Consider the following 23,132-nt stretch of genomic DNA (forward strand, 5'->3'; position numbering starts at 1 on the left):
AATAAAATTTCAATAAAATGATATGAATTTTTATTTAAAGACAGAATTTTAAATTCGCGCCTCGGGTTTTGACTATAATATTGCCGCGTAAAGCTTCAATAAATTTTTGAAATTTTACGCGATGCAAAGCGCGGGTAAAATTTAGAATTTTAAAAGCTATAAAATTTATTAGCTCCGGCGACCCAGATATGCAGCTATAGCCCGGATGGTAAATTTAGTCCGCGCAGCTTTATCTTTGTCTAAATATTTCATTGTATAATTCTTAGCTTTTGGAGGTTATATGGAAAAATCGCGGCTAGGACTACTACAAACCGAGGCCATTGCCACGCTTAGCGACGAGGAGCTTGCAATGTTCGAGCACCAAGTCATCAAAAAAGGCTATGTTTTTTATAGTGAGGCGCCTAAAGTTTTTATTTTTAAAAGCGGGCAGGCGAAGCTTTCGTTTTTTGAAGACGGCGAAGAATTCATCATCAACTACCTAAACAAGGACAATATCACTATTCTTAATGAAATTTGCGCACTTGAGTTTTTAGAGGACAGCGAGATTTATACGATCGATGCGAGCGGACTAGGGGAGATCTTGGCAAATCGCAGCTTTTGCGAGGCATATATAAAAATTTTAACAGAGATAATTCTGCTGCAGCGCAAAATCACACGCTCTATACTTTTTGAAAATGCAAAAGGGCGCATCGCGAGCTTTTTGATCGAGCTTGCAAACGAGCAAAATTTTCATCAAAACGGCTACAAATACGTCTTTTTGCCATTTTCGCTAAAGGTGCTTTCATCCTTTGTGGGGCTCAAGCGCCAAAGCGCGAGTACCGCGTTTAACGAGCTTGTAAAAGATAACGTAATTCAAAAAATCAGCCAGCACGAGTTTTTGATCCTAGACTACGACAGATTGCTTAGTTACTGTGTTTAGGCGCGGGCTAGAGTTTTTAAAGCATTTATATGGCTTACGCTTACGGCTTAAGCGCGAAATTTTGTCTAAAGTTACGGCGCAGGATTTTACCTAGATTTACAGCGTAAAATTTTTATCAAGAGTTTTGTTTCAGAATTTCATCCCGAATTTCGTTAGGATTTCGTCTAAAATTTTGGATCAAATGAAATTTTACGCATCGGAATTTTTAAAATTTTAGAAATTAAAAATGCGCGGCAAAGTGCCGCGCCCATATTTTGTTTATATCGTACTGAAGCGCGATAGATTAGTCTTTCTTTTTCATATCGTATTTATTTACCATAAATCCGACCAAGCCTACGAAAAATAGACCGCCGCAGATGTTGCCTAGCGTAACTGGGATCATATTTTTAACGATGAAATTTCCCCAGTTTATTGAATCTATTTGAGCCGCCGTTACGCCGTGAAGCGAGCTTGCAAGAGCATTTACATCGCCACCTGCAGCCGCAAGGTAGTGGCCTTTAGCGATGATACCTTCGGTTAGGATAAACATATTTGCCACGCAGTGTTCCATAGAGCAAGCTACGAATGCGCCGATCATCCACATAATTGCAAAGAATTTACCCGATAGATTGCTCTCGCTGGTCGCAGTCCAGATAGACATACATACAAACACGTTACAAAAAATTCCGCGGATGAATAGCTCATGAAAAGGTGCGTTTATTTTGCCTACTGCTGCAGGAATGAAGTGCTGCAAGATGTAGCCGTCATATTTAAGCGGAAGTCCTGAGTAATAATACATATACGCGATTAACGCGCCGCCTACGAAGTTAAAGCACCAAACGATAGCCCAATAGCCGATTGTTTTACCTAGCGGTAATTTGCCATCGGCAGCAGGTACGCCCGTTAAAACCGAGCTAGTAAATAGATGCCCGCCGTAAAAAACCACCATCATCAGACCGCAGCTAAAGGTAATACCACCGATGAAATTCGATAAGCCAATAGATTGCTTTTCAGCCATTCCGACGGTCGAGTGAGCCCAGAAAATATCACCCATAGCGATTGCAGCGCCCGCCATTATAGCTAGAAAAATTATGCTAATTAGCGGGGTATGCGCCTTGTGTTGCATCGAACTAGACACCGCTTGCGCGGTTTCTGCAGGATTTAACATTTACTCCTCCTCATTTAAATTTGAATCAATTTCTAAGATACGCTCATAAGCTTTTTGCGCACTTTTTTTTGCGCTCTCGCTCAGTCCTTCTTTAAAATCAAGGACGTTATCGAGCAACACGCTAATGCCCAAAAACAACGTCTTTGGGCAAATTTTGCGCAGATAGCTTAGAAGCACCGGCGTAGGCAGGTTATGCGTCGAGTAGATATAGTCGCGATCGTTGCTGAGGTCGAAAAATTCTATCTTATCCTCATCAAAGCCGCTCATCGCATCTACTACGATTAGAATTTCAGGGGCGAATTCCCTAAGTGCTGCAAATTCGTTTTCGGGCACATCCTGCCCATAAAAAACGCGCCAGTCTTTTAGATTCGCCTCGACTATTCGCCCTGTTTCATTGCCCACGTCATCGTCGCCGCGAAGGGGATTGCCGATACAAAGCAACGCCTTTCGCATCAAAAATCCTTCCTTAGCACGAAGTATCCTTCGCGCATATTTTTTAGCAGATCTTTAAGCTCACATTCGCAAAGCTGAGGGATTAGCTTGGCTGCGTGCTCGGCAAAAATTTCAATCTCGAAATACTTGCTTAGGTTACCGATCTTAAATTTAACGTAGTCGCCCGAGTTCTCGACGATGCGTTTAAATTCTTCATCGTCTATCTCAAGCACCTTTTCGCTAAAATCTATCGTACCCACGCCGTGACCGACGCAGGTGGAAAAAACCTTGATATCCTTTAGCTCTTTAGGTAAATTTTCGTTTTCGTCCATATGCCGCTTTGTAAGCTTAAAAACCTCAATCATCGTTTGCTCCAGACCTCTTTTTGCGGATCGATCTTAAATTCTTCCGTAGCGCGGGCGTATTTTAGATATACGTCATTGTGCAATAGTGCCATGCACTCCGCGTATCTAGGATCCTCTTCGGTATGGATGGCGTTAAGTAGAGCCTCGCGAGAAGCTTTTGGATCGTGAACGTCAGATGAGGTTTTGATCGCATCCATATATTTTGCGAATAAAACTCTTCCGAAAATATAGCTCATCAGCCTCTTAGCTTCAGCTTGCAGATCGCGCTCGAATAAAATATCGCCGATAACTGAACTCTTAACCGGTGGCGGAAGAGTGCTATCTTGCTCATAGCTCTTCTTTTGAAGCTTTTGATCGATGATGCCAAGCGCCATGCCAAGACCATAGATGATGCTAGCAGGATGCGGAGGGCAGCCGGGGATATATACATCTACCGGTACAATCTTATCGATACCACTCCATACGCTATATGCGTCATGGAAAATTCCACCAGTGCTTCCGCAGGCCCCAAGAGCTACTACGATCTTTGGATCAGGTGCAGCCTCATAAGCGCGGAGCAGCGGATAATACATCTGTCGAGTAACCGGACCGGTGCAGACTAAGATATCTGCGTGGCGAGGGTTAGCTACAAGTTTAAATCCGAAGCGCTCCGGATCCCACATCGGCGTGATAGAAGCAAAAATTTCGATTTCACAGCCATTGCAACTTCCGCAGTCGATACGATAAACGCTGAAGCTTCGTTTGATATTTTTCAAAAGCTCCAATTTTGCGGTTAGATCGTTTGCGTTTTTAATATTTTCGGGGACTTGATACAAACTCATTTTATTGCCTCCTCTATACCTTTGGTCACTCTTTCGACCGCTTGAGCTTTTTTGCATTCAGGACAGATATAGAGATATTTTTTAGCTTCTTCTAATCTGCCTGGGAGCAAATTTGCCGTACTTAGCTTTTCTAGCGTGTAGTTGATGAGCCTTTTTGGGGTCATCGGCTTGCCGCAGCAGCTGCATTTCTCCATCTCAAGCTCGCCGTGTTGGATAAGCGCGCTTTTATCAAATTTTACCGCTAGCTCAAAGCTATTGCCTAGCCTTACCGCTCCCGTAGGGCATACCTCGTCGCAGCGACCGCAAAATATGCAGCGTCCGCAATCAAATTCCCAAATAAGCTTGGTTTGAGCTTCATTCATCTTAAGCTCGATCGCATTGGATGGGCAGGCGATACCGCACGCGGCACAGCCTATGCAAAGCTCATAGGTGTATTCAGGTTGCCCGCGAAAATTCTCGGGCACGATGTATGGCTCGAACGGATAAGCATAGGTCGCCTTACCATATTTTTCGGTAATGTCGAATAATTTCATCATCTTAAATCCTTTTTGCTAACCTTGCCGTCTTGGCAAAATTTCTTAAGGTCTTTTTCGGTTAGAATTTTACTCTTTCCGCTATTAATATCGACTAAAGTTACGCGCTCGGTGCATGAGTAGCACGGATCCATCGAGCATACGATTAGCGCCGCATCGGAGATGTTATTTCCGCGGAATTGAAATCGCAAGCTCGGCCAGTTGTTATACGTAGCGGCACGACATCTCCAGCGGTAAACCTTCTGTGCGTTTCCTTGCATGATCCAGTGGACATTTTCGCCGCGTGGTGCTTCGTCGTGACCTAAAGCGTAGTTTTCTGGTCTGATCATAGTCTGTGGATCGATCATTATCGGAGTTTGCGGCATTTGATGCAAGCACTGCCTGATGATGTGGATCGATTGTTTAAGCTCTTTATATCTTACGACTTCGCGGCTGAATACATCGCCACCGTGCTCTACGGCTACTTCGAATTCTATCTTGTTGAAGAAATCATAAGGGTGATCGTAGCGGTTGTCGCGTTTAAAACCGGAAGCTCTCATATTCGGACCTACCGGGCTGAAATCGCGCGCCACTTTGCGATCTAATACGCCCACACCTTTCCAGCGACCGATTTGGCGTTTATCCTCCATAACGGCATCCCAAATTTCAGAAATTTGAACATCAAGTTTATTGATGATCTCGATACTCTTGCGAATTTCATTGTCGGTCATATCGCGGCGAAGTCCGCCCATAATGACATTGCCGTAGGTCTTGCGGCCGCCGGTTACGAGCTGAGCTAACTCCATGGAGTATTCGCGCACCCTAAAGATATGCATGAAGGCGTTGTAGTTACCCGTTACCTCGCAGGCTAGACCGATATTTAAAAGATGGCTGTGAAGGCGTTCGATCTCAAGGCAGATGACGCGGATGGCTTGCGCACGAAGCGGAATTTCAAGCTTGATAGCTTTTTCCGCCGCTTCAATACACGCAATCGCGTGAGCGTAGCCGCAAATTCCGCAGACGCGCTCTGCTAAATAGCCCATCTGATCGTAGTTCATTCTATTTTCGGCTAGCTTTTCCATACCGCGGTGCTGATAAAACAAGCGGTAGTCTGCATCGATAATCTCATCGCCGTCGCAAAATAGTCTAAAGTGTCCCGGCTCATCGCTCGTTACGTGAAGAGGTCCAAGCGGAACATCTACTACGCCATCACCGCTAGGAAATAAAAACTCTGCATTAGGTTCGTCTTTATGATCTACAGGATCGGGTCTATAGCGATAGTCCATCGCGTCTTTGCGAAGCGGATGAAGCCCCTCCGGCCAATCGTCGCTTAACACCAAACGGCGTTTATCAGGCAAATCCTCAGCGATTAAACCGAACATATCGAAGGCTTCTCTTTCGTACCATACGCAAGCAGGCACTAAAGGAGTAACTGACGGGAATGTAGGATCCGATCCGGGAATTAGCGTCCTAACGGTGATGAAGCATTTATCCTCTGCGGCGAAATCCTCCGCTTCGGTCATTTTGCCACCTTCCATAGATATCGCATAGTAAAGCGCGAAATTTCCGTTTAGCTCGCGCTCATCGTTAGGGATCATCGTGCTGATAAAACCGCCGATGTCATAATATAGCGTCTTAACCGCAAGCGGCAGATCATTTCTATCCACTAAAACGGTGATTTGATCCTCGGCTTGGCGGGTAACTTCTAAGACCTTGACTTTGGTCTTTAAAATTTCTATAAATTTATCGCCTCTCATTTTTAACCTCTCATCATTATTCTAACGCCGTTTTCGACGAGCATCCAAAAATCGCCTACGTGCCATACGCCGAAAATTATCACTAAAGCGCAAAGCAAGATTAGCGGTAAATTTTCAAACAAGCTCATCTCTTTAGCATAAACCACTTCACCTTTAGGCGTACCGAAGCTCGCTAGATTAAAGTGTGCGAAGTCCGCAATGAAAATAATTACGAGCGCGATCGCAAATAACGCTACGGCTATGTATTGACCGCTGGCTATTGCGCCTTTGAAAACGTTAAATTCGCTTACGAATATCGCAAACGCAGGAACACCTACGAGCGAGCAAACCGCAGCACCAAACATTATCGTAGTAAGCGGAGCGATTTTTACCATACCGCCCATTCTAGTCATATCTTTGTGACCATAAATTCTAGCGATATTACCGGTAGAGCAGAATGCAAGAGCCTTGGTAAAGCTGTGAGCTAAGCAGTGAAAGATCGCGGCAAGCAAGCCAAAATATCCGCCGATGCCTAGCGCAAATGCAATAACACCCATATGAACGACCGAGTGGTAAGCAAACATCCTTTTTACATCGTGCTGACGAACTAGGAAAATTCCTGCTATAAATAGCGTGATCGTGCCCGAAATCAGCATCACGTGCTTAACGAAGTCTGGCCCTACCGCTTCGGCGGTTACCGCGTAATATCTAAATATCGCTAGCATCGCACATTTTAAAAGCACACCCGAAAGTAGTGCCGAAATCGGAGCCGGACCTTCTGCGTGAACGTCAGGAAGCCAAGTGTGAGTAGGAGCAAGTCCTGCTTTGGTTCCAAAGCCTATTAGAGCGAATATAAAGATAAGCTTAGCAGCATCGCCGTTTAAATTTTTGGCATTATCCATAATGCTCGTCCAAAGCATCGAAGCCTCGCCATCGCCCGTGATTTTGAATGTAGCCGCATATAGTAAAACGGTCGCATAAAGCGCAAACGCTAAGCCGATCGAGCAGATAACGATATATTTGTAACCGCTCTCGGTGGATTTTTTATCTTTATGAATAGCGACCAAAAATACCGATGCTAACGTAGTAGCCTCTACCGCAGCCCACATAAACGCAACGTTGTTACAGATCACGCTAAGCGTCATCGTAAAAACGAAAACGTGGCAGAGCGCGTAGTATTTTCTAAGATCGCTAAGATCCAGATGGCCGCCCTGTATCTCCCATTTCATATAGGTGGTGGAGTATAAATTTACCAAAAAGCCCGTTACGGCGATTAGCACTAAAAATACGCAACCTAGGCTATCTAGGAATAGGAATTTATCGTATGCGTAAAACGCCTCGAAGTTGCCGCTGATAAGCTTGCCTACGTTACAGAGTAGTCCTGCGGATGTAACTGCAGAAATCAAAACGTGTAGCGAGCTTAGGAGCTTGAAATTCTTAGGGCATAAGAATAATATCAGCGCTCCGAGCAACGGAAAAATTAATATAAAAGCTAAACTATTCATCATTAACCCCTTAAATTCGAAGCTTTAGACGTATCAAGCCCGTCATAAGCTTTGTAAAATCTAACCGCCAAAATGCTCATAATAATAACCGCAAAGATTGCATCGGTTAAAATTCCAAGCTCGACTAGCTCGTGAGAGTTGTAAGCCATAAGTGCAAGGCTTAGGTGTATGCCGTTTTCAAAGAGGCAGTAGGCTAGAATTTGCTTGATGAAAGAATTTCTTAGCATGAAGCCGAAAATTCCCATCATAAATACGGTTACCGCCGCTATTAGAACGATTCTTTCTTGAATAAGAGAGAATTTAAGCAAGATCGGATTGATTGTCATCGCAATCGCTAGCGAAAATCCCATCGCAATAACGGGGCTTACGAAAAAGCCGCCTACCGGCTCATCCTCGCTGATCACATCCAGCTTTTTAACTAGCCAAAATAAAATTCCTGGCACGAAAATAACCTTCGTAAAAAACGCCACTATCGCCCAAATTCTAAGCTGCGGCGCATTGAAGTTAGAATACAGCATAAAAAATATGCTTACCAAAAATAGCGTCTGAATCGCGTAAATTCCGATCGAAAGTTTTAAATTTCTAAGTCCGAATACCGCGAGTGACGTTACGATCATACAAATTGCTAAAATATCGATACTATTCATCTTAAAATCCTACTACGTAAAGCGTTAATGCCGCAAAAGCAATGGCAAGAGCGCCGCATGAAATTTTGCGCATGCTCGAAGTCATTCTGAAGCGTGGTCCAAAGTTGTCGATGAAAACGGCTGCTACGTAAAATACGCCGGTTTTTAGTACAAAGATTATGATCGCCAAAAACGGATTGCTAAAATTCCACGGCTCAAATATCGTTAGGAATAATCCGATCATCGCAAATTGCTTCAAAATAAGCGCCGCTTGCACTAAGCCGAGATCGCTGCCTGCATATTCGCCAAGTAGACCTTCTTGAAGCTCTTGCTCGGCTTCGGCAAGATCAAATGGCTTTCTGCCGGTCTCGACATACATGCACCATAAAAATGCAATCGAAGCGACAGCAAAGCTTGGAATTTGATAGCCGATCTGACCGCTGCGCACCATCCCCTGAATCTCAACTAAATTTGAAGTTCCCGCAGCCATCATTACTACGATTAGGCACATCATCATCACAGGTTCGACAAAAACGGCAAGCATCTGCTCGCGTCCGCCGCCGGTTGCGGCAAACGGGTTACCGCTATCTATCGAAGCCGCACCGAATACGAAGCGCAAAAGCGCGCCTAGATATAGGATAACGAAAATATCCGAATATGCTCCGAAAATTTTATCGGTGGTTGGATCGCTGTATGTAATAGGAATAGCCGCCAAAATCGCTGCCGAAGTAGCGAAAAGGAAAAACGGCGCCCACCTAAATACCCAGTGGCTGCACGCAGGAACGGTTCTGCCGCGCTTAAAAAGCTTAATAATATCGCGGTAAGTCTGGAAAAAATCGCTTCCTTGTTTCGACTGAAGCTTGGCTCGAAGTTTTCTCGCCATACCGTCGAAAAGTGGAGCGACTAGGACGATAACCGCGACTTGAAATATCATTAAAAATATAGTTTGTATAGTCTGCATCTTAAACCTCCTAGATCAAGAAATATCCGACGCCCAGTATCGCGCAAAGATAGATTAGGATGTAAAGCGTATATAAATTTGCATAGCCGCTTTGAATAATTCCTATCTTATCGGCGATCTTCTTACTCCAATCGATTACCGGTTGATAAATCATCGTCCACCAAATGTCTTGTGGGTGGTTGTGATACTCGATCGGTCCGAAGTAGCCGTTTTGCTCTATTCTGCGTTTATGACCTCTAAATAACCAGTCCATAATCTTTCTTAAATCGCCGGTAAAAGGACCGCCGGTCATCTGCATGCGAGGGCTATATTTAAAGCCGCATGCCCAAGGATCGGTCTCACGAGGTTTGTCGCGATTTGCTTTCATAACCGCTAGGATGATAAACGGAAGCAGCATTGTAGAACACAAAATCACTGCAATAAGAGGAGTTGAAACGATACTTCCCAAAGGCGAAGTGATTGACGAAGCGCCTAGGCTTGCAACATACCCGCTATTGGAAGTGATAGAATTTACCGCCTGCATGATGTAATCGACTATGAAGTGTGCGCCTACACCAAATCCCACGCAGCCTATCATCAGTATGATCATTCCTAAAACCATTCCTAGTGGGCTTTCTTTTGCATTTTCCCAAATTTTTTCATCTCTTGGGGTTCCTGCAAAGATTACCGCATAAAGCTTAAGGTGCATACCGACTAAAACGCCCGTAAGCGCAAGTGCGACTACTGCTAGCGAGAAAGCGTATCTGATGAAAATTCCGCTTTCCTTAGCGCCTTGAAGCATTCCTTGATAGGTAAACCACTCTGAGACGAAGCCGTTTACCGGAGGGAGTGCTGCGATACCCATGATGCCGATAAACATACCGACGGCAGTTAGAGGCATTTTTTTAGCTAGCCCTCCTAGCACGTCCATATTTTGCGTATGAGTAGCGTGGATTACAGAGCCTGCACATAAGAATAGCAAGCCTTTGAATATTGCGTGATTTACTACGTGGTAGCAGCCTGCTAAAAATCCGACTGCGGCTAGCGTTACATTGCCTGCTGCGACGCCGTAAATTCCGGTGCCAAGACCTAGCAAGATAATGCCGATATTTTCGACCGAGTGATACGCAAGAAGCGCTTTAAAGTCGTGCTGGCACAACGCGTATAAAACGCCAAAAAGCGAGCTAGCTGCTCCTAGGATCAAAACTGCAAGCCCAAAATAGATGCTTAGCGGCAAAAATAGCGTAAATTTAACAAGTGTAAAGAGCGCTACTTTAATCATAACGCCGCTCATTAGCGCGGAGACGTTTGATGGAGCCGCAGGGTGAGCTTGCGGTAGCCAAACGTGGAAAGGCCACATTCCCGCTTTTGAGCCGAAGCCGACCAAAAATAGCACGAAAGCAGCCACAGAAGCACCCATCGGCATATTTACTTTTCCCCACTCCGCAAATTCGAAGCTGCCTGCGTAGTTTGCAATGATAAGTAATCCACAGGTGATACAAAATGCACCGATCTGCGCTATACCTAAATATACCATAACGGCTTTGAGCGTGCCTTTGCCATCGTTTACTATGATTAGAAATGACGAAATTAACGTCATAAGCTCCCATAAAACAGCGAAGCAAAATACATTATCCGCACTGATGACTAAAAGCATAGATAAGATGAAGGTATTAAATAAACATGCAAAAACGCCAATATTTGCCTTTCCGATATATTCCTCAGCATAGCTCATACCGTAAACGCTGCTTGCAAAGCCTATAAAAACGACTACGAAGCTGAAGAAATTTCCAAGCGGACTTAAAGCAAATTTTGGCGCATATAAGAAAGTACCGCCCAAAACGAAGCTATCGCTTACGCCCATATTGGCTACGAAATGACACATCGCGTAAAAACAGCTGATAGCACCTAATCCAAATCCCACCTTAACGGCAGTTTTTGGAGCGCAGTATAAAAGAATACTAATTACTGCACTGACGATAAATAAAGTATAGACGCTTATCATTTTGCGCCTCCTTCTTTTTTGGCGACGCAACTGATTTCGCCGTTTAATACGTCTTTTGCAAAAGCATTAGCCGCATCGTAGTCTATCGCAAAGCCCAATTTATGCTTACCCTCTTTAGGATCTATCATAATGATAGCGCTAGTTGGGCAAACCTCGACGCATGCAGGACCGTTTTCGCGTCCATTGCATAGATCGCATTTGATGGCGGTGCTTTTGGCGCCCGCTTGGCTTTCAATCTCGAGATAATACTTCGGCTCGACCGCATAATTTACTGACGGCATAAGCTCGGCATTCGAGCTGATCGCGCCATAAGGACAGGCGAGCGTACACATCTTGCATCCGATGCAAATTTCTTCGTGTAATTCGATATAGTTATTATCGAAGCGAAGCGCACCGGTAGGGCAGACGTTTGCGCATGGTCCGTCATCGCACTGCCTGCACTGCGTAGGCATAACGCCGTAAGCCTGTCTAAGCACGGTAAGTCGCGATTTAGCAAGCTTACCGCGCTCGTAGGCACTTGAGTAACAGGCTGCCATGCACGTCGTGCAACCGATACATCGTTTGTAATCGCAGATTACAAATTTATGTTGTTTCATACCTTTCTCCTTGACTTAAGGAATTTTAAAAATTTTTTACTAAAAATTTTGGTGTAATTATATTTAAGTCCGTAAAAAAATTCCGTCATTTATCTGACGATATTTGGAATTTATTTGATAAATTTACTTTAAAAGCTTAAATTTAAAAACTAATTTCTTTTTTAAACCGGTTCGTTGATTATTTGCTTTAAAAGTCTAGTATATCACTATTAAAGTATATTTTAAAATTTAAATTGCTACTGAAATTACCCCAACTTACTCCTAATTATAATTGAAAAAATTCTTTTAGCTTAAGACAAAATTTCAATTTTATTTTAGGTAAGAATTTATATAATTGTGCCGAAATTGCATATATGGTAATTTTGCATGTTTAGTATTTTCGAAAGGAGAAAATATGGCGAATAAAGGCAAGGTCATATGCCCTTATTGTGGCACAGGCTGTCAAATTGAGCTGACTGCGGAAGACAATTATATCAAATCCGCAACCGGCGTAAGCGACAACCCCGTAAATCAGGGTTGTTTATGTTTGAAAGGTTATTACGGATGGAATTACGTAGGCTCTAGAGATAGGCTTACTACTCCGCTAATTCGTAAAAAGAATGGCAAATTTAGTAAAGACGGCGATTTAGTCGAGGCTAGCTGGGACGAAGCGCTTGATTTGGTTGCTAAAAAGATGCTCGAAGTTAAAGAAAAATACGGCGCCGACGCGATAGCGGGAAACTATTCCGCACGCTGTACGCATGAGGATAATTACGTAGCACAAAAACTACTTAGAATTTTAGGCACGAATAATATCGATCACTGCGCGCGTATTTGACACGCTCCGACAGTAGCAGGACTTGCTAAAACAATCGGAAACGGAGCGGCTACAAATAGCTTCACGGAGATCGGAACTCACAGCAACTGCATTATGATGATCGGCTCAAACCCGGAAAATGGTCATCCGATCGTAGCTATGCACGTTCAAAGAGCGTTAAACAGAGGCGCCAAACTCATCGTCATCGACCCGGTTAAGACGGAATTTGCAAATCGCGCAGATATCCACCTTCAGCTCGAGCCGGAGCACAATATCCCAGTCATCAATGCTCTAATCCATGCTATTATCGACGAGGATTTGGTAAATCATGAATTCGTTAATAAATACACCAAGGGTTTTGAATATGTAAAAGAGGCGGTTAAGGATTATTCGCCTGAAGCCGTAGCCAAATACACTAGGCTAAACGCCGAGGATATTAGAAAAGCAGCTAGAATTTACGCCACTACGCGACCTGCGGTTATCACGCACGGAATGGGTGTAACTCACTTCAACCACGGCGTGGGCGCAGTCTGCGACATTTCAAATTTAATGCTCGTAACGGGCAATGTGGGCGAGCTCGGAAGCGGCGATCTACCGATCCGTGGACAAGAAAACGTTCAAGGCTGCTGCGATATGGGAATGCTTCCTAACGTATTTACCGGCTATAAAGCCGTAACCGACGAAAGTGCCCGTGATTGGTTTGAGCGCCAGTGGAATTTGCCGAAAGGTCATCTAAATGGCAAGATCGGTATTCATAAAACTGAAGTTCCTGACGCAATTCTTGACGGCAGGGTAAAATTTTTCTGGACGATGGGCGAAAACCCGGTTATGACCGATCCGAACGCAAACCACTTCTTGCGCGCGATTTCGCAGGTAGAGATGTATGTGATCCAAGATATTTTCTTAACCGAGACGAGCCGCAAAGCAGATGTTGTGCTTCCTGGAGCTTGCAGCGGCGAGAAGGAGGGTACTTATGCTAACGCCGAGCGCCGCGTACAGCATAGCGAAATTGTAGTTGCCCCTCCGGGACAAGCTAGACAAGACTGGGCTATCATCTGCGAGCTTGCCAGACGTTTAGGTCTAGGAGATTATTTCACATTCCAATCTCCAGAGCAGATTTGGGAAGAGGTGCGCAGGGTAGCTCCACACAACTACGGCGGAATGAGCTATTACCGCATCAAAAAATACCACGGACTTCACTGGCCGTGCCCTGATGAGAATTCTATGGGCGGACCTGCATTGTACCTTGATAAAAAATTCTTTACCCCGGACGGTAAAGGAAATTTCGTCCCAGTTCTATTCGTGGATGATAAGAGCAAGATCGAAAGCGCCAAAGAGGAGTTCGCAAAGCGTATGAATATGCCGAAAGATTATCCTGTAATGGCGGGCTCGGTCGATGAGAAGACCGACGAGGAGTTCCCGATCCAGCTTCTAACTACGCGTAAGGTTTACGAGTATGCAGGAGGCGCGATGACTAGGCGCTCTAAGACCGTCGAGCAGGGCGGCGATGCAATAGGACCGATTGCGGAAATGAATCCGAAGCTTGCCGAGCGATACGGAATTTCGCAGGGCGATTTTATCGTCGCGTGGAGCCGCTACGGTTATATCGCGATTAAGGCGGACATCACCGAGTGTATAATGGATGGTATCATTCAGATGTCTTATCACTACTGGGAGAGCTGTTGCAACGAGCTAACCAGCGGCGGCTGGGATCTAATCGCCAAAACGCCTACGTTTAAGGCAGCGATTCAGATTAAAAAGATCGATGAAGAGGAATTTTTGCGTATCCGCGAGCTTAAGCGCATTAAGTTTCAAACCAATAAAGTCGTTTACGACGACTTCCACCACCATCCGATTAAATTCTAAGAATTTAATCTTATCCGTAGATTCGGGGGCTATGCTTCCGAATCTATTTTTTAACAATCAATTCAAATAATATGAAATTTTGGCGATCTAGCCGTCTTGCGATATTTTAAAGATCAAAAATTTAAAAAATTCAATAAATTTCGCGGTATTAATACGCTTTTTTGCGTAGTTGCACTATCGATAAAAGGGCATAGAAATTTATCTGCTATTGCGTTAATAGATGTAGCGGCAGAGACTGGGCATTCATGTTTTATCAAATCCTAATAAATTTAGTCTCAATAAGAGTGGCGCAATGGAGTAAATTTTAAAGATAAGCATGATAATAAGGCTATTTTATCGCGACAAATCTTGTCAAATTACATTATTGATTAAATTTTAACGCGCGCAGGCTGATTTTATGTATCAAGTAGCGCTGTAATTTTAATAACGCAAATGCAATTTTTGTGATTTTAATATATAAATGCAAAAGGCTCATAGGCTTTTAAAGCGCTAGACGCGGCTTTTAGTCTTAATAGTTGCAAATACCGGTTTCTAGCATAACCGGAGTAGTTTCGCGCTCCGTCTGAAATCCATAAATTTTGATTTTAAAATTTTAGATTTAAAATTCCGAATTCCACCGTGCTTGGAGCTCGGAATTTTTAGAATTTTATTTTATCGTGTGTTTTTGGCATTCTATTTTCACGCGGGAGCCCTTTGCTGCGCCAGATCACGCCGCTTGCGATGTTAAAGCTATTGCGCCAAAGCTTCTGCCTGCTTGCGGACGAGATTTATGAAGCTAGGCTCTGATATTGAAGCTATTGCGCCAAAGCTGCTGCGGCAGAATTCCATCTACTTTATGCAAAAATAGTTAGAATTTCTGCCGCTTGTCGCACTTGAGCTACTTATTGTGCCGGTCTGTTCGTCTCGCTTTAATTTTTATCGCTAGCAGCACCCACTTTACTTTGTCGCTCCTAAATTTTTGCTGTCAGTCGCGTTAGAATCGCTCGCAGCGCCGTGATTTTCGCTGCTTGCAGAATCTGAGCTTGTCGTACCGCTAGGACTTGCGGAGATTGGATTTGCTATGCTTTCGCCCGCGATGCCACTTACGTTATTTATGTAGGCTACGGTGCTTATTTTGTTCCATTCTCTACCGATTTTCAAAAACGCGCGCTGGCTGTCTAGGATCTCTTTAAACATCGGATCTTTCGCCGCTTCTTCGTCTAAGATTTCATTCGTTGCTTTTTTAAGTGCAGCTATCACGTCCGCAGGAAAGTCGCGCACCTGCACATCCGGAAACTGCGCTTTTAGCTCCGCCCAAATGCGAGCGTTTTCGTAAAAGCCCTTATTTTGGAAGTTTTCGCCAGCAAGTCTTGCTGCAGCCTCTAAGATCGCTTGAAGATCCGCAGGCAGCTTCTCTAGCGCCTTTTGATTTACCAGCAGTTGGCAGTCTCCCATAGGCTCTTGCCAGCCTGTGTAGTAGTATTTAGCCACTTTGTGAAATCCAAGTGGCATATCATAGACAGGGCTTACCCACTCGACCGCGTCGATCGTACCCATCTCTAACGCCATAAATAGCTCGCCCGTAGGCACCGTGTTTATAGTGGCACCCAGCTTGCTCATCACCTCTCCGCCTAGCCCCGGTATGCGGAATTTAAGCCCTTGCAAATCTGCGACTGAGTTGATCTCTTTTTTAAACCAACCGCCCATTTGCATGCCGGTAGATCCCATCAAAAAGGTCTTTATGCCGTATTGCGCGAACATCTTATCATTAAGCTCTCGCCCACCACCATAATAATACCACGCGTGCTGCTCATCGGTAGTCATACCGAAAGGCACTGCCGTCCAGAGCATAGTTTTGGCGTCTTTGCCTTTATAATAATAAAGCGAAGTATATCCTAGATCGTATTGACCGCTTTTGACGAAGTCGAATATGCCAAAGCTTGCCTTGTGCTTGCTCGGCGTATCGATGCGGATCTGAAGCCTACCGCCACTAAGGCTTTCGGCATAGTTTTTAAAATCCTCAGCAGCAGCGCCCAAAACGGGCGTAGTAGCCTCCCACGTACTAGCAAGTCTTAGGCGATAGACCTTATCGTCGCCGAAAAGCTGCGAGCCCAAAAGCATGAGACATGCAAACAAAAAAATCTTTTTCATTTCTATCCTTTCATAAAGTTTTAAATTCATAAAATTTCAAAATTTAGCGCGCCGCCGGCTTAAAATTTAATCGCGTCCTGCGTTACTGCTACGAAATTCTGCTTCACGGTGTCTATTTTATCGACACGTTGCTTTCTATTCTATTTTACGACGCTTCATCTTATAGGCACCTTGCTCTACAAATATCTTATTTTGCGACATTTTACTTCTTAGCGCCCCGCCCAAGCTTTTTATTTTACTATGCCTGGCTTTGCGACGATAGAGCGCCGTGTTCGTTTAATTTCGCCATGTTTGGATGTTACCGCACCTGCGCCATATCTAGCGATAATATTTTATCAAGCGCGCTTTCTTAAAAGCTTCCAACGCGGATCTTTTTCGCTTAGAAATAACAAAAATATCTTAAAATGCCATCTCTGCGCTTTTGCAGATAAAATTCTCCCTTCCTTTCAAAGCGAGCTTTGTCATTATTGGCAAGCTTAGACGCTACGCCATTTTTTGATCTTAGACGGCAGAATCGTGCTTTTAAATTTAAAATTCCACAATCTGCGTGATCTTCGCGCCACACTGGCAAGCAAAGATTTAGCCTTTATATTTGAATTTTGCGCCTTAGTTGAGCGTAAAATTCCGCGCGGAGTTTTTGAAATTCCGCGCGAAGTCTAGATTAGAATTTTACGCAGAGCTGCCCCGCGTTGTCTAAAATTTTTTGCAAAATTCCGTGCCGCAAAATGCACTTAAAATTTTGAATTTGCTATTGCGCGGAATTTCTTAGCGTAAATTCTAAGCCTTGAAATTTTGCTCTTGTTTGACAGCATAAAATTTTAAAATTAAATTCTGCAACTGCCATGCCTTAAAATTTTATTTGCAAAGCCTGTCTGCTAAATTTTAAAATTTTAAGCCTAAGTCCGCAAAATTCCGTATTTCGCATTCCGCATTTTAGAAATTCTATTTCGCAAAATTTTATCTCGCGGATTTATCGCTCCATAAATTTCTGCGCTAAATGAAATTTTACTCCGCATAGTTTGCGCTTCGTAAAATTCTAGCTCGCAAAATTTCGCTTAAAATTTCGCGAGCTAGCCCTTATTTTCGAATATTTCCGCGTGTTTGCCGCGTAAAAACTCGACCACGGCGATCACCTCGTCCGCGCCGCTAGCGTCAGAGTTCGCAAGCACCGTGTCGATATTTTCGATATATAGCTGCGCCGCATCAGCGAGCCGCTCGCGCCTCACGCCCGCATAAAGCAGCATCGCGTCAAGCAGGATATTAATCTCGTAGATGAGGTCCTGCTCGGCGATTTTTTCGTCATTATTTTTCATATTCTTCCTTTAAAATTTGAGTTTTTTTCTCGATTAGATCCACGATTTGCGCCTTTACGGCTTCGTACGAGCTCGCGTCTTTAAAGCCTGCAAACATCCCGCCGCTCGCGTTTACGTGTCCGCCGCCGCCGAGGAGCAGCTTTGCCATTTCGCTAACGTCGGTTTTGCCGTCGGCGCGGAAGCTGAGCGTTTTTTTGCTCGTTACGTCGATGAAAAAATCGACATCGGGGTTTTGCGTCAAAAAGTCGTTGCCGATGACGCTTACGTTGCCGATATTGTAGGTCAAAATGCCCTTTTTATCAAGATAGCTGATCTCGAAGCGCTGCTTTTGCACGCTTAGGCGATCGACTACGAAGTGCGAAACGAGATTGCTTAGCGTATCGTCGCGCTCGCTTTTAAAAAATTCTTTCTTTATGCCGTGCAGTGCGCTATCTAGCGCGATGTGTGCGCTCGGCTCGTCTTGAAATTTAAAAATTTTTTCTAACAAGAAAAAGATATAATCCCTGCTCTCCCGCTCGAACATGATCTTATTGATCTCTTTCGCGCCCGAGACCATGCCGAGGCAGACCTTGCCGAGCTCAAACTCGCTTTCGTCTTTCAGCCAGATATCCACGGCGTTTACGACGCGCACGAGCTTATCCAGCCGCGGCGAGCCGCCGAACATCGCACTGAAAAAATCATAGGTGATCTTCGTGGCGCAGCGCGATGAGTCCAAAAAATACCACGGGAATTTTTTCGCGCACTCAAGCCCACTTTGATGGTGATCCAGAAGGATCACGCGGGCGTTGCGACGTGCCAGCTCGCCGCTAAATTTCTCGCACTGCGCGGGCAGTAAATTTAGATCGGTGATTAAAACCAGGCTTTTTTCGTCTGCGTCCGTAGCGAGCCGCTCGTCGATACGAGCGAGGATGAGATCAAATTTTTCGTTTATCTCTTTGCCGTAGTTGGCATTGAAAAATTCCACGTCTGTCAAGTAGTGCGCCGCGACGAACTGCGCGCCGTAGCCGTCCAGATCGGTGTGGCTGAGGTGATATATTTTCATTTTCGCTCTTTGCCGATGATGTTCGCTAGAGTGATCGTATCCATATACTCATCGACCTTCTCCTGAAGCTCGCCGAACATTAGATTGACGCGGCACAGCGTGCGACCGTTCGGGCAGGCGTCGATCCCCTCGGCGGTGCAATCAAACACCGTCGCCTTGCGTCTTTCGGCGCTTTTGATGATCTCGCTTAGCGTGATCTCGTCCGCATTGCGTGCGAGCACAAAACCGCCCTTGGCGCCTTTGAAGGAATTTAGAAGTCCCGCGCGAGCTAAATTTTGTAAAATTTTAGCCAAAAAGCTGCGTGAAATTCCAAGCTCGCTAGAGATCGAATCGACATCCATCGACTCTTCCTTGCCCGCGATGCAGATCATTGAAAGCAGGGCGTATTCGCTTGCTTTTGTAAAAAGCATTTATTCTCTCCTTTGGTCTGAAAGCGTGCATTTTACACAAAGAAAGCAAAAATTTAGGTTAATTAAGTATAATCGCTTCCTATTTTACCGATCAGGAGGTCATCATGGCTTTAGACACGGCTCAAAAGGCACAGATAGTTGCGAAATTCGCTAGAAGAGAGAAGGATACGGGCTCTGCGGAGGTGCAAATCGCGCTTCTTACCGAGAGGATCACGCTTTTGACCTCTCATTTGCAAGCAAATCCGAAAGATTTTTCATCTCGCTTAGGACTACTAAAGCTAGTAGGTCAGCGCAAAAGGATGATGAAATATCTTAAAGACAAAGACTACGCAGTTTACTCCAAGCTTGTTAGCGAGTTAAATTTAAGAGATAAATAAGCTCCTTTGCTCGCGGTGATTGAAATTCCATCGCTATGAATGGGCTAAAAATTTGTCATCGGTAGCATTTAAATTTATTGCTGCAACAGTGCCTGCTTTGGGATTTTAAACCCAAAGCAGGCGTTTTTATTTGTGAGTCATACTTTTTGTTATTTTATATCTTTAAAAAATTCATCCATATTGCACCTGAAAAGCTTCGAGAGCTTGTATAGATGAAGCAAATTGAATCGTTTTTGATCTGTGAAATTTTCCATGTTTGCGTAAAATCCGTTTGAAGCTTGACCTATGCTTAGGGCAGTTTCTAGCTGGCTTAAACCACATTCTTGGCGTATTCTCTTAACATTGCTTGCTACGATTTTTAAAAATTCTTCATCTTCTTCTTTTGTAGTTATTTGCGGCAAAGAAAGCATAGAAATAATTCCTATATAAAAGTTTTCTATAAGTTTAGTTCTTATATAATGCTTTTTCAATTTCCATCAGCGATTATTTCTATAGAGATTAAATTGTAAATGATGTAATTTTGAAATTTTTTTAATTTTAAATGAAAATCATGGATGGATTTGTAATTTTGTTTTATAAAAAAGCAATAAATTCAAAAGAGGTAAATATGAAAAAATTGTAGCCTTTATTTTGGCTTGCATTTTAGGATTCATTACTTTCTTTATAGTAGTTGGATCTCTAAATTTTTTGCTTTTATTTAATAACCTAAAAATGGGACCAATACTCATATTGGCGTTGTTTTCATTTTTTATTTGGATCACCAAACGACTTTATTTTTTCTTTTACAGAAAGATTGACCGCGAGCATACGGAAGAAGAGCAAAAATGAAAGCTATTATTTCCATGATTGCTCTTTTTATGAGTGCATTTTCATTGGACGGATATACCTATTATTCCACTCAAAATAATCCTAAGGCGAAAGGTCTTGATTTGAAAATAGGAATTCCTAATTCCTTTATATTGAAGGATGGTTATAGACCAAATGTGGTTTTAAAATTTATAGATACAAATTTAAATATGATTATGGTCCTAATATATAAATCACCGGATTTTATGGGAGTAGAATTGAATCAAACTAATTACAAAGAATTTTGTGAGTCCAATATAGTGGATATGTCTAAAAATAATATGCTATCGCGGTTAATTTCTTGTGATATGCTAGTTATTGAAAATTTACCAGCTGTTGGTATGGTAAGTGAGATTTTAGGAAAGAGATTAAATCTAGAAATTACAAGCTATAATAATACATATTTTGTATTCTATAGAGACTATCTTATAGAAATAAATTTTGTTTCTGTTGATATGCAGAAATTATTGACCCTAGAAGATACAATATATCAGGTTTTAAATTCAATAGTAATCAATGATATGTACAGATAAGGAGCATAGATGTCACTTTTGATCTCAATTATATTTTTCCTATTATACTGTATGAGTTTTAGACCATCGTTCAATCCGTATAACCCATATAGAGATCATATATTTTTATTAAATAGGCTTTTTAAGTGGCTTTCTATCATCTCGGCAATCATTTTTATTGTGAGAATTTTTTCATAAGGAAGGTAGTCATGAAAATATTATTGATTTCTATATGTTTTATAATAACAGCCAAATCTTATATGATAAATGGCATGTACGCAACTATGGAAAGTTGTAGATATGAACAATTTGGTTATGAATTTGGATATGTGGGTTATTATCGTGGCAACGATAATAATCTGTATATTATATTTTTTGGAAAAAATTATTGTGAATTTTAATAAGAGGAATTAAAAATGAAAAAAGTACTAGCCTTTTTGGTTGTATGTTCTTGTTGTTTTTCTGCAAATAAACAAAGTTGCAATATAGCGTTGCAACAAATTTTAAGTTATGAAAAATATCCTATAAATCAGCAAAACATGATTATTATAAATGAACCTTTTTGTGATGAATATGGGAATCTGAACAGAGTAGTGATTTTGACAAATCTATTTCTAAATAATAGCAATATGAGTATTGAAGAATTAGAAAATCACATGGCTAATAATGCGAGTCCGCAGTTTTGTAGGTTTTTAAATATGGGTGGATTTTTTGACTATATTAACAAGCACACTTCATTTTATAAAACCGAAGATGGAAAAATCTATTTGAATTATCTGTAAGCAAGGAAGGTTGTGCCAAATATAGATAAATTTTAGAGTAAAAGTATCTTTAGAGGGTATAGAGAGGTCATTTAAACGCCGCGAAGCTCATAAAATTCGCCCATTTAAAGATACTCTCGACGCGCTTAAAGCCCGCGCTTAGCGCCAAGGCTCGGTTTTCTGCCTCGGTGTAGGGCACGAGCACGTTTTCAAGCGCCTCGCGTTTTTGCGCGATCTCGTAGCGCGAGTAGCCCTGCGCGCGCTTGTAATCCTCGTAAATTTCGATCATCTGACGCGCGAGTACCCGGTCTTCGTAGATGATCTTTTCGCTAAAGATCAAAACCCCGTCCTCGCGTAATCCGTCGTAAATTTTGCTCACGAGCGCGGCGCGGCGCGGCGGCCTGATAAATTGTAGCGTGTAGTTTAAAATCACGGCGTCGCAGTCCGCGAGGCTCGCATCCAGCACGTCCGATACGCTAAGATCGAGCTTCGCGCCGAACGCCGCCGCCTTGGCGCGGGCGTTTTGTATCATCGCCTCCGAGCTGTCGATGCCGCACAGCCGCAGATCGGGGCGTAGCGCAAACAGCGCCAGCAGCGCGGTCGCAGTCGAGCAGCCAAGATCGATCACGCGGGCCTTTTGTGGCAGTGTCCTCGCCAAAAGCTCGCTGCTAAGCCGCGTGCTAGCCTCATAAAACGGCACGCTGCGCCCGATCATATCATCAAAAACCGACGCGACGCTGGCGTCAAACTCAAACTGTTTTTTGATAGGCTCTTTAAAAATTTCGTCTCTCATCTGTTTCCTTTTAGTTTTGCTATTCGCGCAGTACTTAATTTATATTTTCTGCGCATGATAAGCGCAGAATTCTCACGCCGTGCTTTCTGCGCTTACGCGACACTCGATTTGCGACCGCTACGCATGGAATTTTTGCGCTTAGTTTGCCCCGCGCGAAGCATACCTAAATTTTAAACGCAGCATGGGCGCTTTTGATGCAAGCGAGCTGCATCCCAGTTTGCGCCCAACTTCTAGCCCGGATATGCTCGATGCATGATTAAATTTCACGTCTTGCTTGACACGCCTTAAAATTTCACGCCGTGCAAATACGTCCTTAAAATTCTACGCCGTATTTTCGCAGCATTAATTTTATGTCGCCAAATCTCACGCTACCAAAACAGCTCCTTGAAATTCTTTAATTACGAACTTAAACTAAAAGCATAGTCGAAGCTCCATTGGTAGAATTTCGCGCCCATTTTGCGATTTTACGCACCGCAAAAATAGAGGCGCTTGGCTCTTGCTTGGCAGCTTAGCCCTGCTAAATTTTAAAGCTTCGCAGCACAACTAAGATTTTTTATCGCCCTTGATTCTCGGTGCAGCTCACACTTACCTCGCCTTACATAAGCCTAAGCCCAAAGTACGTTAAAGTCCTGCAGGCGGTACGTCGTTAAAATTTAACGACTTTTTAGCAGCTTGCGCGCCG

The 23,132-nt window shown here is 43.4% G+C and carries 22 protein-coding genes; 5 read left to right on the top strand and 17 right to left on the bottom strand.

The features are described from left to right. The first annotated feature begins 280 nt into the window (after positions 1-280). Positions 281-919: a Crp/Fnr family transcriptional regulator gene (locus Q0144_RS02675; protein WP_005871915.1), complete on the top strand. Its 639-nt coding sequence runs from the start codon at positions 281-283 to the stop codon at positions 917-919. 283 nt (positions 920-1,202) lie between these two features. Here Q0144_RS02675 and Q0144_RS02680 read toward each other — a convergent pair whose 3' ends face one another. The 11 genes from Q0144_RS02680 to Q0144_RS02730 are packed head-to-tail and all read right to left on the bottom strand — an operon-like array spanning position 1,203 to position 11,604. Beyond that, entirely contained in the window at positions 1,203-2,066 is an 864-nt protein-coding gene (locus Q0144_RS02680) for a formate/nitrite transporter family protein (RefSeq protein ID WP_298061473.1), read from the bottom strand. After that, positions 2,067-2,519: a hydrogenase 3 maturation endopeptidase HyCI gene (locus Q0144_RS02685; RefSeq protein ID WP_291936428.1), complete on the bottom strand. Its 453-nt coding sequence runs from the start codon at positions 2,517-2,519 to the stop codon at positions 2,067-2,069. Continuing rightward, positions 2,519-2,863: a formate hydrogenlyase maturation HycH family protein gene (locus Q0144_RS02690; protein WP_291936431.1), complete on the bottom strand. Its 345-nt coding sequence runs from the start codon at positions 2,861-2,863 to the stop codon at positions 2,519-2,521. The genes Q0144_RS02685 and Q0144_RS02690 overlap by 1 nt, the downstream gene beginning before the upstream one ends. Next, on the bottom strand, positions 2,860-3,684 hold the full coding sequence (locus Q0144_RS02695) for an NADH-quinone oxidoreductase subunit B family protein (protein WP_177386901.1): 825 nt from the start codon (positions 3,682-3,684) through the stop codon (positions 2,860-2,862). The genes Q0144_RS02690 and Q0144_RS02695 overlap by 4 nt, the downstream gene beginning before the upstream one ends. Next, positions 3,681-4,220 (bottom strand): formate hydrogenlyase complex iron-sulfur subunit, encoded by a 540-nt coding sequence (locus Q0144_RS02700; RefSeq protein ID WP_177386902.1) that lies wholly within the window; start codon positions 4,218-4,220, stop codon positions 3,681-3,683. The genes Q0144_RS02695 and Q0144_RS02700 overlap by 4 nt, the downstream gene beginning before the upstream one ends. Continuing rightward, positions 4,217-5,953 carry an NADH-quinone oxidoreductase subunit C gene (locus Q0144_RS02705; RefSeq protein WP_298061476.1) on the bottom strand — a complete coding sequence of 579 codons (1,737 nt, stop codon included), beginning with the start codon at positions 5,951-5,953 and terminating at the stop codon, positions 4,217-4,219. The genes Q0144_RS02700 and Q0144_RS02705 overlap by 4 nt, the downstream gene beginning before the upstream one ends. A 2-nt stretch (positions 5,954-5,955) precedes the next feature. After that, on the bottom strand, positions 5,956-7,437 hold the full coding sequence (locus Q0144_RS02710) for a hydrogenase 4 subunit F (protein ID WP_297948247.1): 1,482 nt from the start codon (positions 7,435-7,437) through the stop codon (positions 5,956-5,958). Between the two features lie 2 nt (positions 7,438-7,439). After that, positions 7,440-8,084 (bottom strand): hydrogenase 4 membrane subunit, encoded by a 645-nt coding sequence (hyfE, locus tag Q0144_RS02715; RefSeq protein ID WP_291936441.1) that lies wholly within the window; start codon positions 8,082-8,084, stop codon positions 7,440-7,442. 1 nt (position 8,085) lies between these two features. Next, positions 8,086-9,024: an NADH-quinone oxidoreductase subunit H gene (locus tag Q0144_RS02720; RefSeq protein WP_291936444.1), complete on the bottom strand. Its 939-nt coding sequence runs from the start codon at positions 9,022-9,024 to the stop codon at positions 8,086-8,088. A 10-nt stretch (positions 9,025-9,034) separates the two neighbouring features. Next, positions 9,035-11,008: a proton-conducting transporter membrane subunit gene (locus Q0144_RS02725; protein ID WP_298061480.1), complete on the bottom strand. Its 1,974-nt coding sequence runs from the start codon at positions 11,006-11,008 to the stop codon at positions 9,035-9,037. After that, the gene (locus Q0144_RS02730) at positions 11,005-11,604 is read right to left on the bottom strand and encodes a 4Fe-4S dicluster domain-containing protein (RefSeq protein ID WP_005871891.1); all 600 of its coding nucleotides are present in this window, start codon (positions 11,602-11,604) and stop codon (positions 11,005-11,007) included. Before Q0144_RS02730 ends, Q0144_RS02725 begins: the two co-directional genes overlap by 4 nt. 394 nt (positions 11,605-11,998) lie before the next feature. On the opposite strand from Q0144_RS02730, the gene Q0144_RS10570 reads away from it, so the two are divergent. After that, positions 11,999-14,266, top strand: a complete 2,268-nt coding sequence (locus tag Q0144_RS10570; RefSeq protein WP_297960597.1) for a molybdopterin-dependent oxidoreductase — start codon at positions 11,999-12,001, stop codon at positions 14,264-14,266. A 936-nt stretch (positions 14,267-15,202) separates the two neighbouring features. Here the strand turns inward: Q0144_RS10570 and dctP are convergent. From dctP to Q0144_RS02760, 4 genes are all read right to left on the bottom strand, one after another. Next, positions 15,203-16,396, bottom strand: coding sequence for a TRAP transporter substrate-binding protein DctP (gene dctP / locus Q0144_RS02745; protein WP_298042638.1), 1,194 nt, complete (start codon positions 16,394-16,396; stop codon positions 15,203-15,205). A gap of 1,070 nt (positions 16,397-17,466) precedes the next feature. Beyond that, positions 17,467-17,709, bottom strand: coding sequence for a hypothetical protein (locus tag Q0144_RS02750; protein WP_298061483.1), 243 nt, complete (start codon positions 17,707-17,709; stop codon positions 17,467-17,469). Beyond that, the gene (locus Q0144_RS02755) at positions 17,699-18,751 is read right to left on the bottom strand and encodes a DHH family phosphoesterase (protein WP_298061485.1); all 1,053 of its coding nucleotides are present in this window, start codon (positions 18,749-18,751) and stop codon (positions 17,699-17,701) included. The genes Q0144_RS02750 and Q0144_RS02755 overlap by 11 nt, the downstream gene beginning before the upstream one ends. Further along, positions 18,748-19,161 carry an Rrf2 family transcriptional regulator gene (locus Q0144_RS02760; protein ID WP_297882766.1) on the bottom strand — a complete coding sequence of 138 codons (414 nt, stop codon included), beginning with the start codon at positions 19,159-19,161 and terminating at the stop codon, positions 18,748-18,750. The genes Q0144_RS02755 and Q0144_RS02760 overlap by 4 nt, the downstream gene beginning before the upstream one ends. 104 nt (positions 19,162-19,265) lie before the next feature. On the opposite strand from Q0144_RS02760, the gene rpsO reads away from it, so the two are divergent. Further along, entirely contained in the window at positions 19,266-19,538 is a 273-nt protein-coding gene (rpsO, locus tag Q0144_RS02765; protein WP_298061488.1) for a 30S ribosomal protein S15, read from the top strand. A 149-nt stretch (positions 19,539-19,687) separates the two neighbouring features. Here the strand turns inward: rpsO and Q0144_RS02770 are convergent, their stop codons facing one another. Next, positions 19,688-19,948 (bottom strand): helix-turn-helix transcriptional regulator, encoded by a 261-nt coding sequence (locus Q0144_RS02770; RefSeq protein WP_298061571.1) that lies wholly within the window; start codon positions 19,946-19,948, stop codon positions 19,688-19,690. Between the two features lie 414 nt (positions 19,949-20,362). Here Q0144_RS02770 and Q0144_RS02775 point away from each other — a divergent pair, with 414 nt between their 5' ends. After that, positions 20,363-20,917, top strand: coding sequence for a hypothetical protein (locus Q0144_RS02775; RefSeq protein WP_297990334.1), 555 nt, complete (start codon positions 20,363-20,365; stop codon positions 20,915-20,917). A 395-nt stretch (positions 20,918-21,312) separates the two neighbouring features. Then, on the top strand, positions 21,313-21,678 hold the full coding sequence (locus tag Q0144_RS02780; protein ID WP_298061490.1) for a hypothetical protein: 366 nt from the start codon (positions 21,313-21,315) through the stop codon (positions 21,676-21,678). Between the two features lie 67 nt (positions 21,679-21,745). Here Q0144_RS02780 and cmoA read toward each other — a convergent pair whose 3' ends face one another. After that, positions 21,746-22,450 carry a carboxy-S-adenosyl-L-methionine synthase CmoA gene (gene cmoA, locus Q0144_RS02785; protein WP_298061491.1) on the bottom strand — a complete coding sequence of 235 codons (705 nt, stop codon included), beginning with the start codon at positions 22,448-22,450 and terminating at the stop codon, positions 21,746-21,748. Positions 22,451-23,132: the final 682 nt, after the last annotated feature.

Origin of the sequence: uncultured Campylobacter sp., from assembly GCF_938045345.1 — a bacterium.
In the GTDB taxonomy this organism is placed as follows: Bacteria; Campylobacterota; Campylobacteria; order Campylobacterales; family Campylobacteraceae; genus Campylobacter_B.

Excerpts from the sequence above, each read along its gene's own strand:
- Q0144_RS02675 (WP_005871915.1), top strand. The coding sequence starts at position 281 with ATGGAAAAATCGCGGCTAGGACTACTACAAACCGAGGCCATTGCCACG.
- Q0144_RS02680 (WP_298061473.1), bottom strand. The coding sequence starts at position 2,066 with ATGTTAAATCCTGCAGAAACCGCGCAAGCGGTGTCTAGTTCGATGCAA.
- Q0144_RS02685 (WP_291936428.1), bottom strand. The coding sequence starts at position 2,519 with ATGCGAAAGGCGTTGCTTTGTATCGGCAATCCCCTTCGCGGCGACGAT.
- Q0144_RS02690 (WP_291936431.1), bottom strand. The coding sequence starts at position 2,863 with ATGATTGAGGTTTTTAAGCTTACAAAGCGGCATATGGACGAAAACGAA.
- Q0144_RS02695 (WP_177386901.1), bottom strand. The coding sequence starts at position 3,684 with ATGAGTTTGTATCAAGTCCCCGAAAATATTAAAAACGCAAACGATCTA.
- Q0144_RS02700 (WP_177386902.1), bottom strand. The coding sequence starts at position 4,220 with ATGATGAAATTATTCGACATTACCGAAAAATATGGTAAGGCGACCTAT.
- Q0144_RS02705 (WP_298061476.1), bottom strand. The coding sequence starts at position 5,953 with ATGAGAGGCGATAAATTTATAGAAATTTTAAAGACCAAAGTCAAGGTC.
- Q0144_RS02710 (WP_297948247.1), bottom strand. The coding sequence starts at position 7,437 with ATGAATAGTTTAGCTTTTATATTAATTTTTCCGTTGCTCGGAGCGCTG.
- hyfE (WP_291936441.1), bottom strand. The coding sequence starts at position 8,084 with ATGAATAGTATCGATATTTTAGCAATTTGTATGATCGTAACGTCACTC.
- Q0144_RS02720 (WP_291936444.1), bottom strand. The coding sequence starts at position 9,024 with ATGCAGACTATACAAACTATATTTTTAATGATATTTCAAGTCGCGGTT.
- Q0144_RS02725 (WP_298061480.1), bottom strand. The coding sequence starts at position 11,008 with ATGATAAGCGTCTATACTTTATTTATCGTCAGTGCAGTAATTAGTATT.
- Q0144_RS02730 (WP_005871891.1), bottom strand. The coding sequence starts at position 11,604 with ATGAAACAACATAAATTTGTAATCTGCGATTACAAACGATGTATCGGT.
- dctP (WP_298042638.1), bottom strand. The coding sequence starts at position 16,396 with ATGAAAAAGATTTTTTTGTTTGCATGTCTCATGCTTTTGGGCTCGCAG.
- Q0144_RS02750 (WP_298061483.1), bottom strand. The coding sequence starts at position 17,709 with ATGAAAAATAATGACGAAAAAATCGCCGAGCAGGACCTCATCTACGAG.
- Q0144_RS02755 (WP_298061485.1), bottom strand. The coding sequence starts at position 18,751 with ATGAAAATATATCACCTCAGCCACACCGATCTGGACGGCTACGGCGCG.
- Q0144_RS02760 (WP_297882766.1), bottom strand. The coding sequence starts at position 19,161 with ATGCTTTTTACAAAAGCAAGCGAATACGCCCTGCTTTCAATGATCTGC.
- rpsO (WP_298061488.1), top strand. The coding sequence starts at position 19,266 with ATGGCTTTAGACACGGCTCAAAAGGCACAGATAGTTGCGAAATTCGCT.
- Q0144_RS02770 (WP_298061571.1), bottom strand. The coding sequence starts at position 19,948 with ATGCTTTCTTTGCCGCAAATAACTACAAAAGAAGAAGATGAAGAATTT.
- Q0144_RS02775 (WP_297990334.1), top strand. The coding sequence starts at position 20,363 with ATGAAAGCTATTATTTCCATGATTGCTCTTTTTATGAGTGCATTTTCA.
- Q0144_RS02780 (WP_298061490.1), top strand. The coding sequence starts at position 21,313 with ATGAAAAAAGTACTAGCCTTTTTGGTTGTATGTTCTTGTTGTTTTTCT.
- cmoA (WP_298061491.1), bottom strand. The coding sequence starts at position 22,450 with ATGAGAGACGAAATTTTTAAAGAGCCTATCAAAAAACAGTTTGAGTTT.